Source organism: Streptomyces sp. NBC_00341 (genome assembly GCF_041435055.1).
Classification (GTDB): domain Bacteria; phylum Actinomycetota; class Actinomycetes; order Streptomycetales; family Streptomycetaceae; genus Streptomyces.
Map to the genome: position 1 here is coordinate 4,808,779 of NZ_CP108002.1, position 18,280 is coordinate 4,827,058.

Sequence of the window (18,280 nt, forward strand, 5' to 3'; positions counted from 1 at the left end):
TGACACCCTCCTTTGTGGCCCCGTCCGCCTCATGCGTCGCGGCGGCGCAGGAGGGCGGCTGCCGCGAGGAGTGCGGCCGAGGCCCAGAGGACGAGGGCGAGCAGGGCGGCGCCGTTGGAGGCGGCGTCGGGGAGCGGGGTGGCGGAGCCGAGTACGCCGGCGGCCTGGGTGGGGAAATAGCGGACGGCGGTCTCCACCGCTTCGTAGGGAAGCATGGAGAGCACCTCCGGAAGGACCATCACGCCCCCGATGAACGCGCCGATGGCGCCGGGGGTCGAGCGGAGCAGGGCGCCGAGGCCCAGGGCGATCAGGCTGAGGAGTGTGGTCCCGGCGGCGTTGCCCGCTATGGCGCGCAGGACGCCGGGGTCGGTGAGGGAGGCGGCCTGGTCGGTGTCGTCGAGGAAGAACTGGGCGACGACGAAGGTGACCAGCGAGGTGGCGAGCATGACGGTGAACACGGTGGCGGCGAAGACCGCGGCCTTCGCCCAGAGGACCGGGAGCCGTCGGGGTACGGCGGTGAGCGAGGCGCGGATCATGCCTGTCGAGTACTCGCCCGCCGTGACCAGGATGCCCAGCACGACGGTGCAGAGCGTGCCGAGCGTGGTGCCGTAGAGGACCATGACGACCGTGTCGACGTCCGAGTCGCCGCCCCCGGACGTATAGGTCGTGCCCATGAGGATCCCGACGGCGAGGACGAGAGCGGCGGCTGATCCCAGAGTGATCCAGGTCGAGCGCAGGGACCGGAGTTTGTGCCACTCGGAGCGCAGTACCCGGGCCGGGGTGACGCGGTAGGGGTGCGGGGTGACGGCCACGGTGGTCATGCGAGGGCTCCGGTCGGTTCGGGGGCGGTGATCCGGTAGTCGACCGATTCCTGGGTGAGGTCCATGAAGGCCTGTTCCAGTGAGGCGGTGCGCGGTGTGAGTTCGTACAGCGGGATGGCATGCGCGGCCGCGATCCGGCCGATGTGGGCGGCGTCCGCGCCGCGGACCTCCAGCTCGCCGATGTCGGTGGCGGCAGGGCCCGTGACGTCGATGCCGGGGCCCTGGAGGAGGTCGCGCAGGGCGGGGGCCTGTGGGGTGAGGACGCGGACCGAGGCGCCGCCGGCCATGGCGACGAAGTCGTCGACGGTGGTGTCCGCGAGGAGGCGGCCGCGTCCGATGATGACGAGGTGGTCGGCGGTCAGCGCCATCTCGCTCATCAGGTGCGAGGAGACGAGGACCGTGCGGCCTTCCCCGGCGAGGGACCTGAGCAGGTTTCGGATCCACAGGACGCCCTCGGGGTCGAGGCCGTTGACCGGTTCGTCGAGGATGAGGACGGCCGGGTCGCCGAGCAGTGCGGCGGCGATCCCGAGCCGTTGGCCCATGCCGAGTGAGAATCCCTTGATCCGCTTCCCTGCGACCGAGGTCAGTCCGGCCAGGTCGAGGACGTGCTCGACGCGGCTGCGGGGGATGCCGTGGGTGTGGGCGAGGGACATCAGGTGGTGGAAGGCGGTGCGGCCGGGGTGGACGGAACGGGCTTCCAGCAGGGCGCCGACTTCGGTCAGCGGTGCGCTGTGGCCGGCGTACGCGCGTCCACCGATCGTCGAACGGCCTCGGGTGGGGGCGTCCAGGCCGAGCAGCATGCGCATGGTGGTCGATTTCCCGGCGCCGTTCGGGCCGAGGAAGCCGGTCACGATGCCGGGGCGGACCGTGAAGTCGAGGTCTTGGACGACGGTGGTGTCCCCGTACCGTTTGGTGAGTTCGTATGCCCTGATCATGCGGTCGACGCTACGGAGCGGGCGGGCGCGGAACGTCGGACCGGGGGTGGCAGGTGGCGGCGCGCGTAGTACCGGGGTACGACTCCGGGGTCGGGGCGGGAACTCGTTTGCACGGCCGTCGGCGGCAGGTGAGGATCGGCGCATGGACTACGTGATACGGCCGGTGCGGGCCGAGGAGTGGCAGCTGGTGAAGGAACTCCGGCTGGCCGCGCTGCGGGACCCGGTGGCGCCGCTGGCGTTCCTGGAGACGTACGAGCAGGGCGTGGAGCAGCCCGACGCGTTCTGGCAGGAGCGGGCGGCCGGTTCTTCGGAGTCGGGCGACGGTGAGAAGCGGCAGTTCGTCGCGGTGGCGCCGGACGGAAGCTGGGCGGGTTCGGTGACCGTGCTGGTCGAGCGGCCGGACGGGGAGGTGGCGTTCGGTGCGGCGGCCGACGTCCACCAGGCGCATGTGGTCGGGGTGTTCGTACGCCCCGAGGCGCGGGGCGGGCGCGTGGCCGGGGAACTGTTCCGGGCCGGTCTGGACTGGGCGTGGTCGCTGGGCGGGCCGAGGATCGAACGCGTACGGCTGTACGTGCACGAGGACAACCTGCGTGCCTCCGCGTTCTACCGCCGGATCGGGTTCGTGCCGACCGGCGAGACGGTGCCGGTCCTGGGCGACCCGACGGCTCGTGAACTGGAGTACGCGGTGGCCCGGCCGTAGGGGTGGGGCGGGGGCGGGCCCGGGTGGGTCAGGGGGCGGTCGGCGTCTGGAGTTGCTGGGTCCAGCGGGCGCGGCCCTGTTCGGGGGAGCGGAGCAGGGCGACGGTGGGCAGGCCCAGGTTGTTGCCGGTCGCGAGCAGTTCGGGGAGTCGGGGCAGGGGTGCGACGGCTGCGACGTCGTCGAGGACGAGCGTCATTGGTGGGTCGAGCCGACCGTCGGATGACCGTGCGGCCATGCGGCGGCCGTGCTCGACCACGTCTGAGGCGAGCGCCGTGAGCAGGGGCATGGCTCCGGGGCTCGATCGCGGATTCTCGATGGGTTCACCCACCACATAGAGCGTGCCCCCTTCGTCCGCGAAAGATTCCAGCGCGAGCGCATCGGCCCGATTGGGGGTGCAGGCGTCGCGGACGTGGACCGAGGAGAGTGCGCCGAAGGCCCGGACCGTCAGTTCCTGCGCCATCTCGCGGCGTTCGGGGTGCGCGGTGAGCGCGGACTCCAGGAGTCCGGCGAGTCCGGACGCGGCCTTGGGGTGGGTACGCAGCAGCCGCACCGGTTCGTGGGCGGCGCCGCCCAGGGCCCAGCGGTGGACCTGGCGGAAGGGGCGGCCGTCGATGGCCGCGGCGTGCAGCCAGCACTGGAGGAGCGTCTCTGCGGTGTCGGCCGTCGCCGCGTCGATGCGGGCCTGCGGGCGGACCGGGGCGAGGAGGGCGGCGGAGCGGGCGGCCGCCCGCTCCGGCTGTTCGCAGCCGGCGGTGGGGGCCCAGTGGAGCCGGGCCGGGGTGTCGCAGAGGTGGCCGGGGTCGTAGATGAGGACGGGGCCCAGTTTGGCGCGGGCGTCCTTGGTCTCGGCCCAGACGCTGGGGTCCGAGGTGACGACGAGCACGGGCCCGTCGGCTTCGCTGATCGCCTGGACGACGGTGGGCCTGCGGGTGGCGGCGGGGCCGTAGACGACGAGGGGGGCGCGGGGGGAGGGCACGGTGAGCGGGGCGGCGGTCGCGAGGAGCTCGGTGGTGGTGGCGGGGGTGGTGGCCGGGGTGGTTGTGGCCTGTTGTTGTTGCGTTGCGGGGAGGCGTTCCGTGGGGGCGGGGCTCGGGGCCTGGTGTTCGTACCCCTGGCCCTTCTCCAGGTTGGGGAGCTGCTGGGCCGCTCGCTCCGGTCGGCGTTCCTCCAGCTGTTCCAACCGGTCCAGCCGTTGGGCGCGTTGCCGGGACCGTACGTCGCGCCAGCGTGCGACCACGCCCATGACGAAGATGGTCAGCACCACGAGCACCATCAGTTCACCGATGAACAGGCCCCAGAACAGACCGAATCCGGAGAGCGCCCCCGCCGGGGTGGTCGGCCAGGCGGCCGGCAGGTCGTGCGGGGCCTCCACCAGGCGCCGCATGGCCAGCGGGGTCTCGGCGAGGGTGACGCCGTGCGGCCAGGCGCCGTGCGAGAGGAGCCCGGACAGGCCGGTGGCCGTCCAGGCCAGCAGCGTCAGCCCGAGCAGGAAGGCCAGCAGGGCGATCAGCAGTCCGTCGGGGATGCCGCCGCTGCCGCCCCCGTTGCCGCCGGACCGTGCCTCGCCGCGCCCTGCCATGTCATGCCACCGTTGACTCGGACGACTCGTTGAGCCGCTGCTGGTTCTCGATCCGGGCCGCGCGCTGCTCGGCCTCCAGTTCGGCGGCGCGTACGTCCTCCGGGAGCAGGTCGATGGCGGAGGACTCGGTCATGGCGCGGTCGGTGAAGACGAGGGGGCGTTCGGCCTCGGTGATCAGGTGTTTGACGACCTGTACGTTCCCGTTGACGTCCCAGACGGCGATGCCCGGGGTGAGCGTGGGGATGATCTCGACCGCCCATCGGGGCAGCCCGAGGACCCGGCCGGTGGCTCTGGCCTCGTCGGCCTTCTGGGCGTAGATCGTGCGGGTCGAGGCCATCTTGAGGATGGCCGCCGCTTCCCGTGCCGCGGCTCCGTCGACGACATCGCTGAGGTGGTGGACGACGGCGACGAAGGACAGCCCGAGCCGTCGGCCGAACTTCAGCAGACGCTGGAAGAGCTGGGCGACGAAGGGGGAGTTGATGATGTGCCAGGCCTCCTCGACCAGGAAGATGCGTTTCTTCCGGTCGGGCCTGATCCAGGTGTGCTCCAGCCAGACGCCGACGATCGCCATCAGGATCGGCATGGCGATCGAGTTGCGGTCGATGTGGGAGAGGTCGAAGACGATCAGGGGGGCGTCCAGGTCGATGTCGGCGGACGTCGGCCCGTCGAACATGCCGCGGAGGTCACCGTCGACGAGCCGGTCCAGGACGAGGGCGACGTCCAGGCCCCAGGCCCGTACGTCGTCTATGTCGACGTTCATCGCCTCGGCCGACTCGGGTTCCGGGTGGCGCAGCTGGTCGACGATGTCCATCAGGACGGGCTGGCGGTCGTTCTTCGTCTCGTTCACGAAGGCGTGCGCGACCTTGAGCGCGAAGCCGGACCGTTCGTCGAGGCCGTGGCCCATGGCGACTTCGATGATCGTGCGGAGCAGGGCGAGCTGTCCGGTGGTGGTGATCGCGGGGTCGAGCGGGTTGAGCCGGATGCCGCCGTTGAGCGCGGAGGTGGGGTCGAGGCGGATGGGGGTCAGGCCCAGTTCCTGGGCGATGAGGTTCCATTCGCCGACACCGTCCTCGCCCTGGGCGTCCAGGACGACGACCTGGCGGTCGCGGAAGCGGAGCTGGCGGAGCACGTACGTCTTCTCCAGCGCGGACTTGCCGTTGCCGGATTCACCGAGCACCAGCCAGTGCGGGGCGGGGAGCTGCTGTCCGTACAGCTGGAAGGGGTCGTAGATGTAGCCCTTGCCGGAGTACACCTCACGGCCGATGATCACGCCGGAGTCGCCGAGGCCGGGGGCGGCGGTGGGCAGGTAGACCGCCTGCGCCTGTCCGGTCGAGGTGCGGACGGGCAGCCGGGTCGTCTCCACCTTCCCGAAGAGGAAGGCGGTAAAGGCGTCCGACAACGCGGACAGCGGATCTCGCATGGCGTGACCGACCTCCCTCTCGTCTCTCTCGGTGCTCGGTGCTCGGTGCTCGGTGCTCGGTGTTCTCGGTGGTGCGGTGGTGCGGTCGTGCGGTGGCTAGCGGCGGATGCCGGTGGCGAACGGCAGGGTGTTGACGAACGCGCGGTGGTGCTCGCGGTCGCACCACTCCAGCTTCAGGTACGACTTTCCGGCCGAGGCCCGGATCGTCCGCTTGTCGCGGGCGAGGGACTCGGGCGAACGCGACGACACGGTGATGTACCCCACCAGGTTCACCCCGGCCGCGCCGCTCGCGAGATCTTCACCCCGCTGGTCGAGCCGGCCGTGGGCGGCGATGTCGCGGGGGTCGACGGTGCGGTTCATCTTGGCCTGGCGGCTGGCCTCGGCCTCGTCGTTGGTCTTCTCGGTGAGCATCCGCTCGATGGCGATCTCGGTGGGTTCGAGGTCCATGCAGACCGCGACCGTACGGATCACATCGGGCGTGTGGACGAGGAGCGGGGCCAGGAAGTTGACGCCGACGGGTGTCATCGGCCACTCCTTCACCCAGGCCGTGGAGTGGCACCAGGGGGCACGGGTGGACGATTCGCGGGTCTTGGCCTGGAGGAACGTCGGCTCGACCGCGTCCAGTTCGGCGGGCCAGGCGTTGCGCTTGGTCATGGCCTGGATGTGGTCGATGGGGTGGTCGGGGTCGTACATCGAGTGGACGAGGGAGGCCAGGCGGCTCTGGCCGAGCGGCTGGCGTACCCGGATGTCGGCCTCGGCGAGGCGGGCGCAGATGTCGGTGAGCTCGCGGGCCATGACGACGGCGAGGCCCGCGTCCCGGTCGAGCTTGCGGCCGCCGTGGGGGCGGGCGGCGCGGGCCATGGCGTTGGCCTCCGCGGCGAGCTCGCGGTCGAACTCCATGCAGGCGACCAGGTAGGCGCGGTGCTGTTCGCTGGAGGTGGAGACCATCGACTGGAGCTGCTCGTAGGACTCCTGGAGCCAGCCCGGGGAGGCCTTGTCGCCGCGCTGGGCGACGTCCTTCGCGTGGGCGTCGGGGTCGGCGGGCAGGGTGCGGGCGAGCATCTGGATGCGGGTCACGAAGCCGTCGCCGTTGGCGACGTGCTTGAGCAGGGTGCCGAAGCGGTCGACGAGCGCTTCCTGGTCCTCGCTGTCGCGCAGCCCGACGCCGGGCCCCTCGATCTCGATCGCGGCGGTGACGGTGCGGCGGTCGGCGTGCAGCAGTACGGCGATCTCGTCGGGTCCGAAGGGTGCGGCCAGCCAGTTGATCCGGCCGATGCCGGGGGGCGGGCCGATCTCGACCTCGCGGCCGTCGGCGCTGGTGCCCGCTTCCATGGCGGCGGACTGGTAGGTGGCGCCTCGGCGCAGGGAGCGCTTGTAGCTGCGGTTGATCTCGAACCACTTGTAGAACGTCCGGTGCTTGTACGGGACGTAGACGATCGCCAGGGCGAGCAGCGGGAAGCCGGTGAGCAGCACGATCCGCATGGACAGGACCGGTACGAGCAGCCCGCTCATCATGCCGAGGAACGCCCCGCCGATGATCAGGGCGATCTCGCCGGTCTCGCGGTTCTTGCCGACCATGGCGTTGGGCCTGGCCCGGCCGATGAGATACGTACGGCGGGGCGCGATCGGATGGGACTGCGTGCTCAACGCCCGCCACCTCCTGTGCTGCTGTTACCTGAACTTCCTGACCCGCGGCGCGGGCTGCGGCTGCTGTGCGGGGTACCTGAGGTGGGGCCTGATCCGCTGCGGGGCGGAGGTGCGGCGGAGGGGACAGATCCGCCGCCGACCCCGCTCCCGGAGTTGCGGGAGCTGTGGGCGGCGACTCCGCCGCTGACCGGATTGGCGGGGCGTCCGCCGCCGCTGTTGCCGCCGCCGTTGTCCTGGCCGCCGCCGCGGCTGCTGTGGGTCTTGATGCCCTGGGAGACGAGTGCGGCGGGCGAGCTGATCATCGCGGCGGCCTGGGAGCCGTCGGTGGCCTGCTTGCGGTTGGTACGGGCGCCCTGGATCTCGTCGCCGAAGCCGGGGACGAAGCGGTAGATCATGCCGGAGGCGAAGATCGCGAGCAGGATGATCGCCAGCCCGGAGACGACGGCGGAGAACGCGTCCGGCCCGTCGTCGGAGGAGAGCGCGCCGGCCAGGCCGAGCACGATGACGATGACCGGTTTCACCATGATCACGGCGATCATGATGCCCGCCCAGCGGCGTACGTGCCCCCACATGTTCTTGTCGACGAGCCCCGCGTACACGGCGGTTCCGAGCAGGGCGCCTACGTAGAGGAGGGCGGCCCGGATCACGAGTTCCAGCCAGAGGATGCCTGCGGCGAGGATCGACACCAGGGACACGACGATCAGCATGATCGGTCCGCCGCCGATGTCGGAGTCCTTCTTGAGCGCTTCGGCGAACGACCCGAAGAAGACGTCCGTCTGCCCGCCGGAGGACGAGGAGATGACCTCGGTGACGGCGTCGGTGGCGGAGACGATCGTGTACAGGATCAGCGGGGTGAACGCGGACGCGAGGACCGTCAGCCACAGGAACCCGATGGCCTCGGAGATGGCGGTGGTGAGCGGTACCCCGCGGATGGCGCGCTTGGCGACGGCGAGCAGCCACAGGACGAGCGTCAGCACGGTGGAGGCGGCGAAGACGATCGCGTACTGCTGGAGGAAGCGGGTGTTCGTGAAGTCGACGTTCGCGGTGCCCTTGACGGCGTCGCTGAGCTTGCCGACGATCCACGCGGCGGCGTCGGCACAGCCGCGGCCCAGGGAGGTCAGGGGGTCCAGGGCGGGGTCGACGCTTTTGGGGGCGTTGGACTTGGAGGTGCCTGCGCCGCCTTCGCAGTAGTCCTTGGCGGGGCCGACGATGAGCGAGCAGTTTCCATTCCCGGAGGGAGAGGGGGAGGGCGTCGGTGCCGCCGCAGCGCGGGTTGCCAGAATCACCAGAGTTGCCTGGACGCTCGCCAGGGACGCACTCAACTTGAGTGCGTGCCGTGATTTAGCGCGCATAGGTAAACCCTCCGTACTCCTCGACGGCCTTGGCGATGTCATCGGCGTTGGAGGCCGTACGGTCGGTATTGACCGGTGCCGGTCCGTCTTTCTGGGAGAAGCTGTCGACCTTCCAGTCGTTGCTCTCCCACTGGAGCTTCAGCGTCATGGTGAACCAGTCGTTGCTCACGGGATTGGTGGAGCCGACCCCAGCCGTTCCGAAGACTCCTGTGCACCACACCTCGACAGTGGCGGAAGAGCCAGAGAGCTGCGTCACCTTGGTCCCGACGGGCGCGGTCCTTGAGACGTACGTCATGCCTTCAGCGGCTTTGCCGCTCTCGTCGAGGCCGACCTTGGCAAGGAAGTCCTTGCTGTATGCCTGGTTGAGCTTGGTCTCAAGCTCGTCGACTCGGCCCGTGGCGAAGACGCGCCGTACGATCTGCGTCCGGCGATCTGGCCTGAGGATGTCTGCCGATACGAGCGCCACGGAATAGTTCGCCGCCGCGCTCTGCGCCCCCTGCTCGTCATGCGCGTACCCCGAGGGAATCGAGCCGTTCTTCCCCGTCACCGGCTTCGTCCCCGTGGCCGCGGTCGGTGCCGAGCCGGCCTTCTTGGCGTCGCTTCCGCGCGCACCGTCGCCGCCGTTGTCCCCGCCGCCTCCGCCCATGTTCGCGAAGGCGATGGCGGCCAGGAGCAGGATCACCACGCCGAGGACGGTGAAGAGCGAGCGGGAGTTGCGGGCCGGGCGGCGGGGGCCGTAGCCGTCGCCGCCCTGGCTGTCGGGGAGGCGGGTGCGGGTCTGGCGCGTGCCGCCGAGGGTGCTGTAGCCGTCGTTCGAACGGCCGGAGTCGTTGCCGTAGCCGTCGTCGTCGGGACTCATGCCGCGTACGCCCCCTCAACCGTTGCCTGAACCGCGTCGTAGTACGACGGTAGCCGTGCTGGTTCCCGCGCGGGCGCGGTGTGGTGACTCGACATCAGGGAGACGCAACCTCTGCCGGTGGGCACGACGGGCGGATGGTGGGGACGGGGCGGGAGTGCCCCCGGACGCGGGCTGACGGTCGGTTAGACAGCCATCCCGTAGACGATGGTGAACAGGGTTCCCAGGGATCCGATGATGAATACACCGGTGAGACCGGCGACGATCAGTCCCTTGCCCTGCTCCGCGCTGAACGTGTCACGCAGAGCCGTCGCGCCGATCCGCTGTTTCGCCGCTCCCCAGATCGCGATGCCGAGGCAGAGCAGGATGGCGATCGCCATCACCACTTCGATCATGACGCGGGCCTCGTTGCCCAAGGTCCCGAACGGCCCCCAGTTCGGGGCGATTCCGCCGATGATGGTGGTGATGTCGCCCTTTTCAGCTGCCAGGATCATTTAAGTCACCGCCCTTGCTGGGTAGTTCGGTGCCCGCACCGCACGGCACGAGTCACCCTCTATCTTCGCTGATGAAACTGCGTTCGCACGACGACTTGGCAGCTCTCTTTACCCGGATCTCGTACATTTGACCGGTCTGACCGCCCTGACCTGCGGATCGAATCGGTGTGTGACCGAATTACATATCGTTACTCTGTGTATCACGGAGGGTGACGCCGGGCAATGATCGCCATCGCGCCACCCTGGCCGAGACCGACATCAAATGCCTGAACCGCACCTATCGGCGCATGTATGGCGAGGTGGAGGTGTGCGTCGTTCAGAGGAGCGAGCGGCGGGGGTTGGGTGGACGGGGTGGTGTCGTCCAGGCCGACGGTGGCTTGAAATCGCACCAGGAGCCGTCGAAGGGAAACGTTCCGGCCTCGGCGAGCCGTGCGACCGCGTCCCCCTCGGAGCGGATGGCGACCGCTTCCTCGGCGGTCCAGTACGCGGGGTGGCCGGTCTTCTCCGCGAAGGACTGCTCGTCCTTCCACCGCCAGGTACGGTCCGGCGCCACGTTGAGGTCCAGCTCGTGGTCCGCGATGTCGATGTCGTCGCCGTGATGGAGCCGACGTTCCAGATTGACGTACCAGCCGCGGAACTTCTGTCTGCGCCCGAACAGCCACAGGACGGAGTGGGCCGCGCCGGTCGGCTGGTAGAAGAGGGCGTTGCCCATCGGCCACCGGTCCGGAACCACGGGGTACCCGTCGGCGGGGCGTTCGTGTGGGGCGATGTCCCGCAGATGCGTGGTGCCGCGCGGCAGGGCGGTCCGCCACATCGGCGTGCCGGTCTCCATCCACAGCAGCTGACCCGCGGTCGTACGTTCGACGAGGCGGACGGGAACGGAGGCGCTCAGGTGTCCGCCTATGAAGAAGTTCCATTGCAGGATCTGCCCCGGACCCGGTTCTGTGCCTGCTCGGCCACCCGTACGGCCGCCCGTGTCGAGCCTCGTGCTGTTGGTCGCGACGTCCCTCTTGCCCGCTTTCATGCGATTGATCATGCCCGCGTCGAGGTCTTCGGACACGTGCCCGTACCTGTCAGGCGCTCGCACTCCCGGAGGGGGCCCGCATCCAAGTGGCGTTCGTGGGCGGTCGTCACCTGGTGAGGTGCCTGCGGGCGAACGGTGCTGTTCCCAGTACGAGCACGGTGAAAACGGTGAGCCGTTGCAGACCGGGCTGCACCGTGAAGTGGCCCCACGAGGAGGAGGCCGGTCGCGTACGCGCAGACCAGCGCTACCGCGTGGCGTGGGGTCCGGGACATCCATCCGGTCATGGCGCCCCGTCAGTCAAAAACCCGCGCGGGCGCCGAGCCGGTCGCGGGTTCGGTGAAGTGGTCGAACTCGCCGGCCCGGACGCCCTTGGCGAAGGCCTCCCACTTGGTGCGGGTGGTCGTGACCACGTTCTCGGGGTCGCTGGTCTCGCGCAGGTGGACGAGATCGCCCTCGCCGAACGCGATCTCGATCCAGGGGCCTGGTCCGGGCTCGTCCTCGGGGGCGGCGCGGATCCAGGTGAGGTCGGCGGGCTGGTCAATCATGGAGCCGGTCCTCCTTGAGCGTGCGGAGGAGGGCGTCGAGGGCGGCAGGGGTGGTCCGGAGTATCGCGCCGCTGGGGTCGCCTGATTCGGTGCGTCTCACCCTGCCCTTGTGGGCGGCCACGTGGAGGCAGGCTTCTCCCTGCGCGCAGTAGGACGACCTCTGCCAGGTGTGTGCGGGCATCAGGGTTCCTTTCACAGGCCTTGGGCGATCTTGTGGATGAGTTCCTGGAACTGTTCGACGTTCAGGGAAGCGGCGTTGAGGCGCTCCAGCAGAAGTCGGTACTGGGCCAGTTGGCGGCCAGCGTGCCATCTCGAACTCCCCTTGCAATGCAGCTGGGTTGGACTGTCACTCACACGATTGGTTCAGATCAACACGCTCCGTCGCGTACTCCGCGTTCATGGTATGTCCGAACTCCTCGAAACCGCCGGTGGAGTGAGCAGGTGCCTGCGGAGCTCGCCGAGAGAGGGCGGGGGCTGTATCTCGTCACGCCCTACGCGTCGTGCTGGGGCGCGTACCCGATGCGTGGCGGGCTTCCGGGGCAGGGCGGCAAGCTGCTCCGGGTGGAACGCGCGGCGAAGCCGGACTGCCGGTCGGGTGAGCTGCCGTAGCCGTGTGCGGAGAGGTGCCGGATTCCCGGTGGCTGACGATAGGGCCTTTCGGCGGGATCAGGCCGCGATGTGCGGCGATCCCGCGCGGAGCCTTGCGTGTTGAGTGATTCCGTCTGATGGTGGTGGTTCTTGTTGCCTTCCGTTCGGAGCCGCTTCATGAGCGCACACCGTCCGAGCCGTCGTTCCGTCCTTTCGACCGGGGCAGCCCTCGCGGGCTGGGCCGTCTTCTCCGCACAGAGACAGGCCTTCGCCGCGGAGGGCCCCGAGTGGGACGCGGAGCCGAGAGTGTTCCAGGTGGGCCGAGAGGCTGCGCGGGCCCAGCTCGTGCCGTACGCGAGCGGCTCCGCCGCACTGCGCGGGGACATGGCGAAGTCGCCCTACTTCCGTTCCCTGAACGGAACCTGGCGCTTCAAGTGGTCCAAGAACCCCGACGCCCGGCCCGCCGGTTTCGAGGCGCCCGGCTACGACGACGGCGGCTGGGACCGGATCCCCGTACCGTCGAACTGGGAGATCGAGGGCTACCCGGAGCCGATCTACCTCAACATCCGCTACCCGTGGATCGGCTACGAGACCCCGGACCCGCCCGCCGTTCCGCACGACTTCAACCCGGTCGGCTCCTACCGCCGCACCTTCACCGTCCCGCGCGACTGGTCGGGCCGGCGCACCCTGATCTCGTTCCAGGGCGTGAAGTCGGCGTTCTTCCTCTGGGTCAACGGCAAGCGGGTCGGCTACAGCGAGGACAGCTACACCCCCGCCGAGTTCGACATCACCGACCATGTGCGGCCGGGCGACAACACCCTGGCCGTCGAGGTCTACCGCTGGTCCGACGGCAGTTGGCTGGAGGACCAGGACATGATCGACCTGTCCGGGATCTTCCGGGACGTCTATCTGTACGCGGTCGCGCCGGTCCATGTGCAGGACCTGTTCGTGCGGACCACGCTGGACGACGCGTACCGCGACGCGGTCCTCACGGTCACCGCGACCGTGCGCGACCGGGGCGGCGCCGGCGCGTCCGGCCACCGCATCGAGGCGGTGCTGTACGACGGCCGGGGACGCCGGGTCGGCCGTCCGCTCACCGGGGACGTGCACCCGAAGGGCTCGGGCGGGGAAACGAAGGGCTCGGGCGGGGACACGGAGGTGACGCTGAAGGCGGACGTCTCCGCGCCCGCGCTCTGGTCGGCCGAGGACCCGAACCTCTACACCGTGGTCGTCACGCTCACCGACGGCTCCGGGCGGACGGTCGACGTCCAGCGCACCCGTACCGGCTTCCGCGAGGTCGAGTACGGGCCCGGGAAGTTCACCGTGAACGGCAAGCCCGTGATGTTCCGCGGCACCAACCGTCACGAGTCCGACCCCGACGACGGCCAGGCGATCCGCGAGCCGCGGATGCTCCAGGACATCCTGCTGATGAAGCAGCACAACATCAACGCGGTGCGCACCTCGCACTACCCCAACAGCCCGCGCTGGCTGGAGCTGTGCGACGAGTACGGCCTGTACGTCATCGGCGAGACGAACCTGGAGACCCACGGAGTCCGCGACACCGTGCCGGCCTCCCTGCCGGAGTGGACCGACGCCTGTGTCGACCGGATCCGCTCCATGGTCGAGCGCGACAAGAACCACCCGAGCGTCGTCGTCTGGTCGCTGGGCAACGAGGCCGGCGGAGGCTCCAACTTCCGGGCGATGGCCGACTGGGTGCACGCCAGGGATGCCTCCAGGCCCGTGCACTACGAGGGCATGAACGAGGTCGCCGACCTGCACAGCGAGATGTACACCAAGCCGGCGGACGTGGAGGCGTACGGCAAGTCGGGCAAGGAGACGCCCTTCATGCTGTGCGAGTACGCGCACGCCATGGGCAACAGCAGCGGCAACCTCAAGGAGTACTGGGACATCTTCGAGCGCTACCCGAATCTGCACGGCGCGTTCGTGTGGGACTGGGTGGACCAGGCGATCCGGCTCCCGGTGCCGGGCGACGCCAAGCACACCTACCTGTCGTACGGCGGGGACTGGCACGACGGCTATCCCACCGACGCCAACTTCTGCTGCAACGGGCTGGTCGCGGCCGACCGTACGCCGCACCCCGGTCTGCTGGAGCTCAAGAAGGTCTACCAGCCGGTCGCCGTCGCCGCGGCGGACCTCGCGGCCGGGACGGTCACCGTACGGAACAAGCACCTGTTCAGCGGCCTGGACGCGTACGAGCTGCGCTGGGATGTGACCTGCGACGGCCGCAGCGTCCAGCACGGCGGGCTCGCGGCGCCGAAGGTGGCGCCCGGCGGCGAGGGCACCGTACGCATCCCGTACCGGAAGCCGGCGAAGCCCGAGCCGGGCGCCGAGTACTGGCTGAACGTCTCCTTCGTACTGAAGGCCAAGGCCACGTGGGCGGAGGCCGGGCACACCGTGGCCGCAGAGCAGCTCGCGCTCGACTGGCACACCCCCGCCCCCGCGGACCCGGCCCCGGACACGCTGCCCGCCCTCACCCTCGACGAGACCGACGCACGCGTACAGATCAGTGGGCGCGACACGGAGGTGGTCCTGGACAAGTCCACCGGGACGCTGGCCTCGTACCGGGTGAAGGGCCGGCTGCTGCTGGCCGGCGGCCCGGTGCCGAACTTCTGGCGCGGGCCCACCGACAACGACATCGGGCGCGGCGCCCAGAACTCCCTGCGGACGTGGCGGGACGCCGGTACCGACCGCGAGGTGACCTCCGTCAAGACCGGTCAGCCGTCGCCCGGCGTCGTCACGGTCGAGGTGGCGTGCACCCTGCCCACCGCCCCGGCCACATCCACCTGGACCACCGTGTTCACCGTCCGCGGGGACGGCGAGATCCGGGTCCGGCACACCCTGGAGGCCGCCGCCGGGCTGCCCGATCTGCCCATGGTGGGCGCGCTGCTGACGGTCCCGAAGGGCTTCGAGCAGATCGACTGGTACGGGCGCGGCCCGCAGGAGAACTACTGGGACCGGCACACCGGCGCGTTCGTGGGCCGCTACCGCTCCACCGTGGACGACCAGGTCGCGCCCTACGTCCGGCCCGAGCAGACCGGCAACATGACCGACGTGCGCACGCTGTCGGTGACGGACCGATCCGGCACCGGACTGCTGGTACGGGCCGACCCGGACGAGGGCGAACCCATGCTGGAGACGAGCGTCCTGCACTACTCGCCGTTCGACCTGGACGGGCCGAAGCACCCCTACGAGCTGAAGCGGCGCGACGAGAGCGTCCTCGGCGTCAACCACCGGCAGATGGGGGTCGGCGGCAACGACTCCTGGGGAGCTCCGCCGCTGGAGGCGTACCTGCTGCACGCCGGGCGCACGTACACCTACGCCTACCGGCTGCGGTCCGCGTAGCCCCCGGCCGGACACCCGCCGACCCGGGGCCTTGGCGGTGCCCCGGGTCGGCGGGTGTCCGGCCGCAGCCGTGGGAGGCCGTGGGGCGGACGCCGTTCTCGGGCATCATGCAACTTGCCCGTCACGACGTGACGACGGGACGATGTGAGGTCATCAGGTCATCAGGTCGTCACGTCGTGAGGTCGTCACGTTGTGATGTCGTGAGGTCGTTGCCCGTGTCCTCGACGGCCGCCCCGCGTTAGGAGAGATGTGCCCAAGACTGTCATCTCGCAAGAGACCGCCGCCTCGTCGCCCGTCGAACCCGCCCTGCCGCCGTTCCTGCTGACGAACCGGCAGGGTGAGGCCGCACGTGCGCTCCTGTCGTACGTGGCCGGGCTGCCGCTCGCGTCCGTCGACGCGCAGTTCCTCGCCGTCGTCGTGGCCATCAGGGCCGCACGGGGTGGTGTCGGCAACGTCACCGGCACCGACGTGCGCTCGTTGCGGCTGGAGGACCCGCGCCGGGCCGTGGCCGATCTGGAGGCCGCCGGATGGGAGGTGCCCGGTCCGCTGGTCGACGGGGAGCAGGACGTCCCGGTGGGGATCAGGGTGCCGGAGATGAGCCGGGAGGCGGACCACCCGCTGCCCCTGGGCAAGGGCACACGGTCGCGGGTGTCGGGATGGGCCCTGCGCGCACGGATCGCGAAACCGGTCAAGAAGGCGCCGCCGGCCACCCGGCTGGCCGCCCTGTTCCTGGCCGCCCACAGCAACTCCGAGCTGCACGGCCGGATCCCCGGCCACCTGCCGGAGGCCTGCCGCGCCGCCCTGCCCGAACTCGCCGCCAAGGGGTTCCTCGCGGACCTCTCCGGCGACGCCTACCGCCTCGACCCGGTGGTACGCCACCTCGCGGGCAGGTTCCGTACCCCTGAGGAGATCGCGGAGGAGGCGCGCGTGGAGGCGAGCCGCCCGCCTGCCGACCCCGACCCGGACCAGATCACCCCGGCGGCGTGGGACGCGTGGAAGTCCGGTACGAGTCCGGCCCTGCGGCGGCACGTGGAGGCGGTCGAGCACTGCGCCCTGTGCCGGTTCTCCATGGGCCGGGTGGCCAAGGCGTTCATGTACCCGCCGGCCGACGTCCCCGCCCCCCGGTCCGTACTCACCGCCTACGACGCCTGGGAGGAAGGCCATCCCGACCGAGGCCCGCAGGCCGCCGGCTTCGCCGCCGCGTTCCGCGCGGAACACGGGCACGGCCCCTCGTACGGCCAGCTGTGCAAGGGCCTCGGCTGGAAGCTGTCGCGCTCGCTGCGCGGCTTCGTCGTGCATGGGATCGTCGCGGAGGACTGGCTGACCGACACCTCACCGGTGCCGTGGACGCTGCGTCCGGGGCGGGTCGCCCAGGCCCACGGGATCGCCCTGCCGGGGCAGGCGGCGCGCAGTATTCGCTGATCATCGGTCAGCCGTCCTGACGCCGCGTGCGGAGAGGGTCAGCTTCGCCGCGATGAGGAGTGCGGCGAGGATGCCCGTGACGAGGACGGGCGAGGGGGCGAACGTCGCGGCGAGGATGGCGGCGACCGCGACCGGGTGCACGGCGTCGGCGGCGTCGATCCGTACCGGGGTGGGGTGGTGCAGCAGCCATACGAGGGTGACGAAGAGCGCGACCGGAACGGTGTAGACCGAGGCCGCCGCATGGTCGGAGAGACGGCCGTGGCCCGTGGCGTGGGCGACGTTGAGCGCGAGCGCGGCGCCGACGGCGGCTGCGGAGGCGAAGACGAAGTAGTGCCCGTAGCCCCAGAGGAGCGCGACGCGCAGGGTGGTGAGCCGCCGGGGCGCGCTCTGTGCGAAGTACAGCCACCACAGGGCGAACACGGTCAGGATCCCGCCGACGACGAGTGCGGCGAGGTCACCGAGCGCCGCGTGGGTGTCGAGGGAGACGCGTACGGCACCGGTGGCGGCGGTGATCGACTCACCGAGCACGATCAGCGTGAACAGTCCGTACCGCTCCGCGATGTGATGCGGGTGCCAGGTGGTGGTGGCCGCCCGCTCGGCCCATACGGGGACAGCGATCTCCGCGACCACGAGGACCGCGAACGTTGCGAGTCCGCTGCCTTCGGGCAGGGCGAGGCGTACGACCCAGCCGGCCTGCACCACGAGGATCCCCACGGCGTAGCGCAGGCAGCTGCGGCGCCGTTCGGGATCGGCGTGGGCGGCGCGCAGCCACTGGGCCACCATGGCCAGCCGCATGATGACGTAGCCCCAGGTGATGACCGTGAAGTCCTCGTGCTGAACCGCCTCGGTCGCGCCGGCGGCCAGGACGAGTGCGCCGGTGATCTGTACGAGGGTGAGCAGCCGGTACGGCACGTCGTCGGTGTCGTACGCGGAGGCGAACCACGTGAAGTTCATCCAGGCCCACCAGATCGCGAAGAACACCATCGCGTAGCCGAGTACGCCGTGGCCGATGCGCCCCTCCGCCAGTTCGTGCTCGAAGGCCGTCGCCGCCTGGGCGACGGCGGTGACGAAGCAGAGGTCGAAGAAGAGTTCCAGCATGGTCGCGGTGCGGTGCTGCTCGTCGGCCGGGCGGGCGACCATCGGCCGGAGCCACGCGGACGCGTTGCGGACGGGTTGCGAATGGCTCATGGGGGCGCATTCTTCCCGCTGGTGGGCGGCGGGGGCGTACAGCCACGCCCCGGCCGCCGGACGCGGGTCCGGCGGCTCAGGTGTGAGGCACCGGGGTGCGGCGTGACCCGTCCACCGTTCGGGTGATCCCCGGGCGGGGGCCCGGCCTGAGAGGCCCGGGTGAGCAGGGGATTTCCCGCTCACCCGGGCCTCTGCGCGTTGTTCGGCCCGGCGTGTCGCGGTCGCCCGTTTTGGCACAGTGCCGCTCCACGATCAAGGAACGGGGTGAGCGGGGTGAGCGGTATGGCCGTGGTGGGGCAGCCCGGAGGGCGGCAGAGGCTGAGCGACCTGGTCGGTGGGTCCGGTG

Annotated in this window: 16 protein-coding genes; 4 read left to right on the forward strand and 12 right to left on the reverse strand. The window is 70.4% G+C overall.

Features of this window, described 5'->3' with window-relative positions:
• Nucleotides 1–29 precede the first annotated feature (29 nt).
• Both OG892_RS21515 and OG892_RS21520 read right to left on the reverse strand, forming a co-directional pair.
• Complete coding sequence (locus OG892_RS21515; RefSeq protein ID WP_371629999.1) at nt 30–821, reverse strand: ABC transporter permease; 792 nt, start codon at nt 819–821, stop codon at nt 30–32.
• Complete coding sequence (locus tag OG892_RS21520; protein ID WP_371630000.1) at nt 818–1,756, reverse strand: ATP-binding cassette domain-containing protein; 939 nt, start codon at nt 1,754–1,756, stop codon at nt 818–820. Before OG892_RS21520 ends, OG892_RS21515 begins: the two co-directional genes overlap by 4 nt.
• A gap of 142 nt (nt 1,757–1,898) precedes the next feature.
• Between OG892_RS21520 and OG892_RS21525 the strand changes: the two genes are divergently transcribed.
• Nucleotides 1,899–2,456, forward strand: a complete 558-nt coding sequence (locus OG892_RS21525; protein ID WP_073733119.1) for a GNAT family N-acetyltransferase — start codon at nt 1,899–1,901, stop codon at nt 2,454–2,456.
• 28 nt (nt 2,457–2,484) lie between these two features.
• On the opposite strand, the gene OG892_RS21530 is transcribed toward OG892_RS21525, so the two are convergent.
• The 9 genes from OG892_RS21530 to OG892_RS21570 all read right to left on the reverse strand — a co-directional run bounded on the left by OG892_RS21530 (nt 2,485) and on the right by OG892_RS21570 (nt 11,554).
• On the reverse strand, nt 2,485–4,035 hold the full coding sequence (locus OG892_RS21530) for a type IV secretory system conjugative DNA transfer family protein (RefSeq protein ID WP_371630001.1): 1,551 nt from the start codon (nt 4,033–4,035) through the stop codon (nt 2,485–2,487).
• Between the two features lies 1 nt (nt 4,036).
• Nucleotides 4,037–5,455 (reverse strand): ATP-binding protein, encoded by a 1,419-nt coding sequence (locus OG892_RS21535; RefSeq protein ID WP_328866123.1) that lies wholly within the window; start codon nt 5,453–5,455, stop codon nt 4,037–4,039.
• A gap of 96 nt (nt 5,456–5,551) precedes the next feature.
• Complete coding sequence (locus OG892_RS21540; protein ID WP_073733116.1) at nt 5,552–7,102, reverse strand: SCO6880 family protein; 1,551 nt, start codon at nt 7,100–7,102, stop codon at nt 5,552–5,554.
• Nucleotides 7,099–8,454 (reverse strand): hypothetical protein, encoded by a 1,356-nt coding sequence (locus tag OG892_RS21545; protein ID WP_371630002.1) that lies wholly within the window; start codon nt 8,452–8,454, stop codon nt 7,099–7,101. Before OG892_RS21545 ends, OG892_RS21540 begins: the two co-directional genes overlap by 4 nt.
• Complete coding sequence (locus OG892_RS21550) at nt 8,444–9,313, reverse strand: hypothetical protein (protein ID WP_371630003.1); 870 nt, start codon at nt 9,311–9,313, stop codon at nt 8,444–8,446. Before OG892_RS21550 ends, OG892_RS21545 begins: the two co-directional genes overlap by 11 nt.
• Before the next feature lie 182 nt (nt 9,314–9,495).
• Complete coding sequence (locus OG892_RS21555) at nt 9,496–9,804, reverse strand: hypothetical protein (RefSeq protein ID WP_024493027.1); 309 nt, start codon at nt 9,802–9,804, stop codon at nt 9,496–9,498.
• A 316-nt stretch (nt 9,805–10,120) separates the two neighbouring features.
• Nucleotides 10,121–10,828 carry a DUF402 domain-containing protein gene (locus tag OG892_RS21560; RefSeq protein WP_371631666.1) on the reverse strand — a complete coding sequence of 236 codons (708 nt, stop codon included), beginning with the start codon at nt 10,826–10,828 and terminating at the stop codon, nt 10,121–10,123.
• Nucleotides 10,829–11,121: 293 nt separating this feature from the next.
• Entirely contained in the window at nt 11,122–11,373 is a 252-nt protein-coding gene (locus OG892_RS21565; protein ID WP_371630004.1) for a DUF397 domain-containing protein, read from the reverse strand.
• A complete protein-coding gene (locus tag OG892_RS21570) occupies nt 11,366–11,554 on the reverse strand; it encodes a DUF397 domain-containing protein (protein ID WP_328866118.1) in 189 nt (62 codons plus the stop codon). Before OG892_RS21570 ends, OG892_RS21565 begins: the two co-directional genes overlap by 8 nt.
• 260 nt (nt 11,555–11,814) lie before the next feature.
• Between OG892_RS21570 and OG892_RS21575 the strand changes: the two genes are divergently transcribed.
• The 3 genes from OG892_RS21575 to OG892_RS21585 all read left to right on the forward strand — a co-directional run bounded on the left by OG892_RS21575 (nt 11,815) and on the right by OG892_RS21585 (nt 16,746).
• Complete coding sequence (locus OG892_RS21575; RefSeq protein ID WP_371630005.1) at nt 11,815–11,982, forward strand: hypothetical protein; 168 nt, start codon at nt 11,815–11,817, stop codon at nt 11,980–11,982.
• A 156-nt stretch (nt 11,983–12,138) separates the two neighbouring features.
• Nucleotides 12,139–15,324 (forward strand): glycoside hydrolase family 2 TIM barrel-domain containing protein, encoded by a 3,186-nt coding sequence (locus OG892_RS21580; protein ID WP_371630006.1) that lies wholly within the window; start codon nt 12,139–12,141, stop codon nt 15,322–15,324.
• A gap of 249 nt (nt 15,325–15,573) precedes the next feature.
• Nucleotides 15,574–16,746, forward strand: a complete 1,173-nt coding sequence (locus OG892_RS21585; protein WP_371630007.1) for a hypothetical protein — start codon at nt 15,574–15,576, stop codon at nt 16,744–16,746.
• On the opposite strand, the gene OG892_RS21590 is transcribed toward OG892_RS21585, so the two are convergent.
• The gene (locus OG892_RS21590) at nt 16,747–17,934 is read right to left on the reverse strand and encodes a low temperature requirement protein A (RefSeq protein WP_371630008.1); all 1,188 of its coding nucleotides are present in this window, start codon (nt 17,932–17,934) and stop codon (nt 16,747–16,749) included. It lies immediately after the preceding gene.
• Between the last annotated feature and the right edge of the window lie 346 nt (nt 17,935–18,280).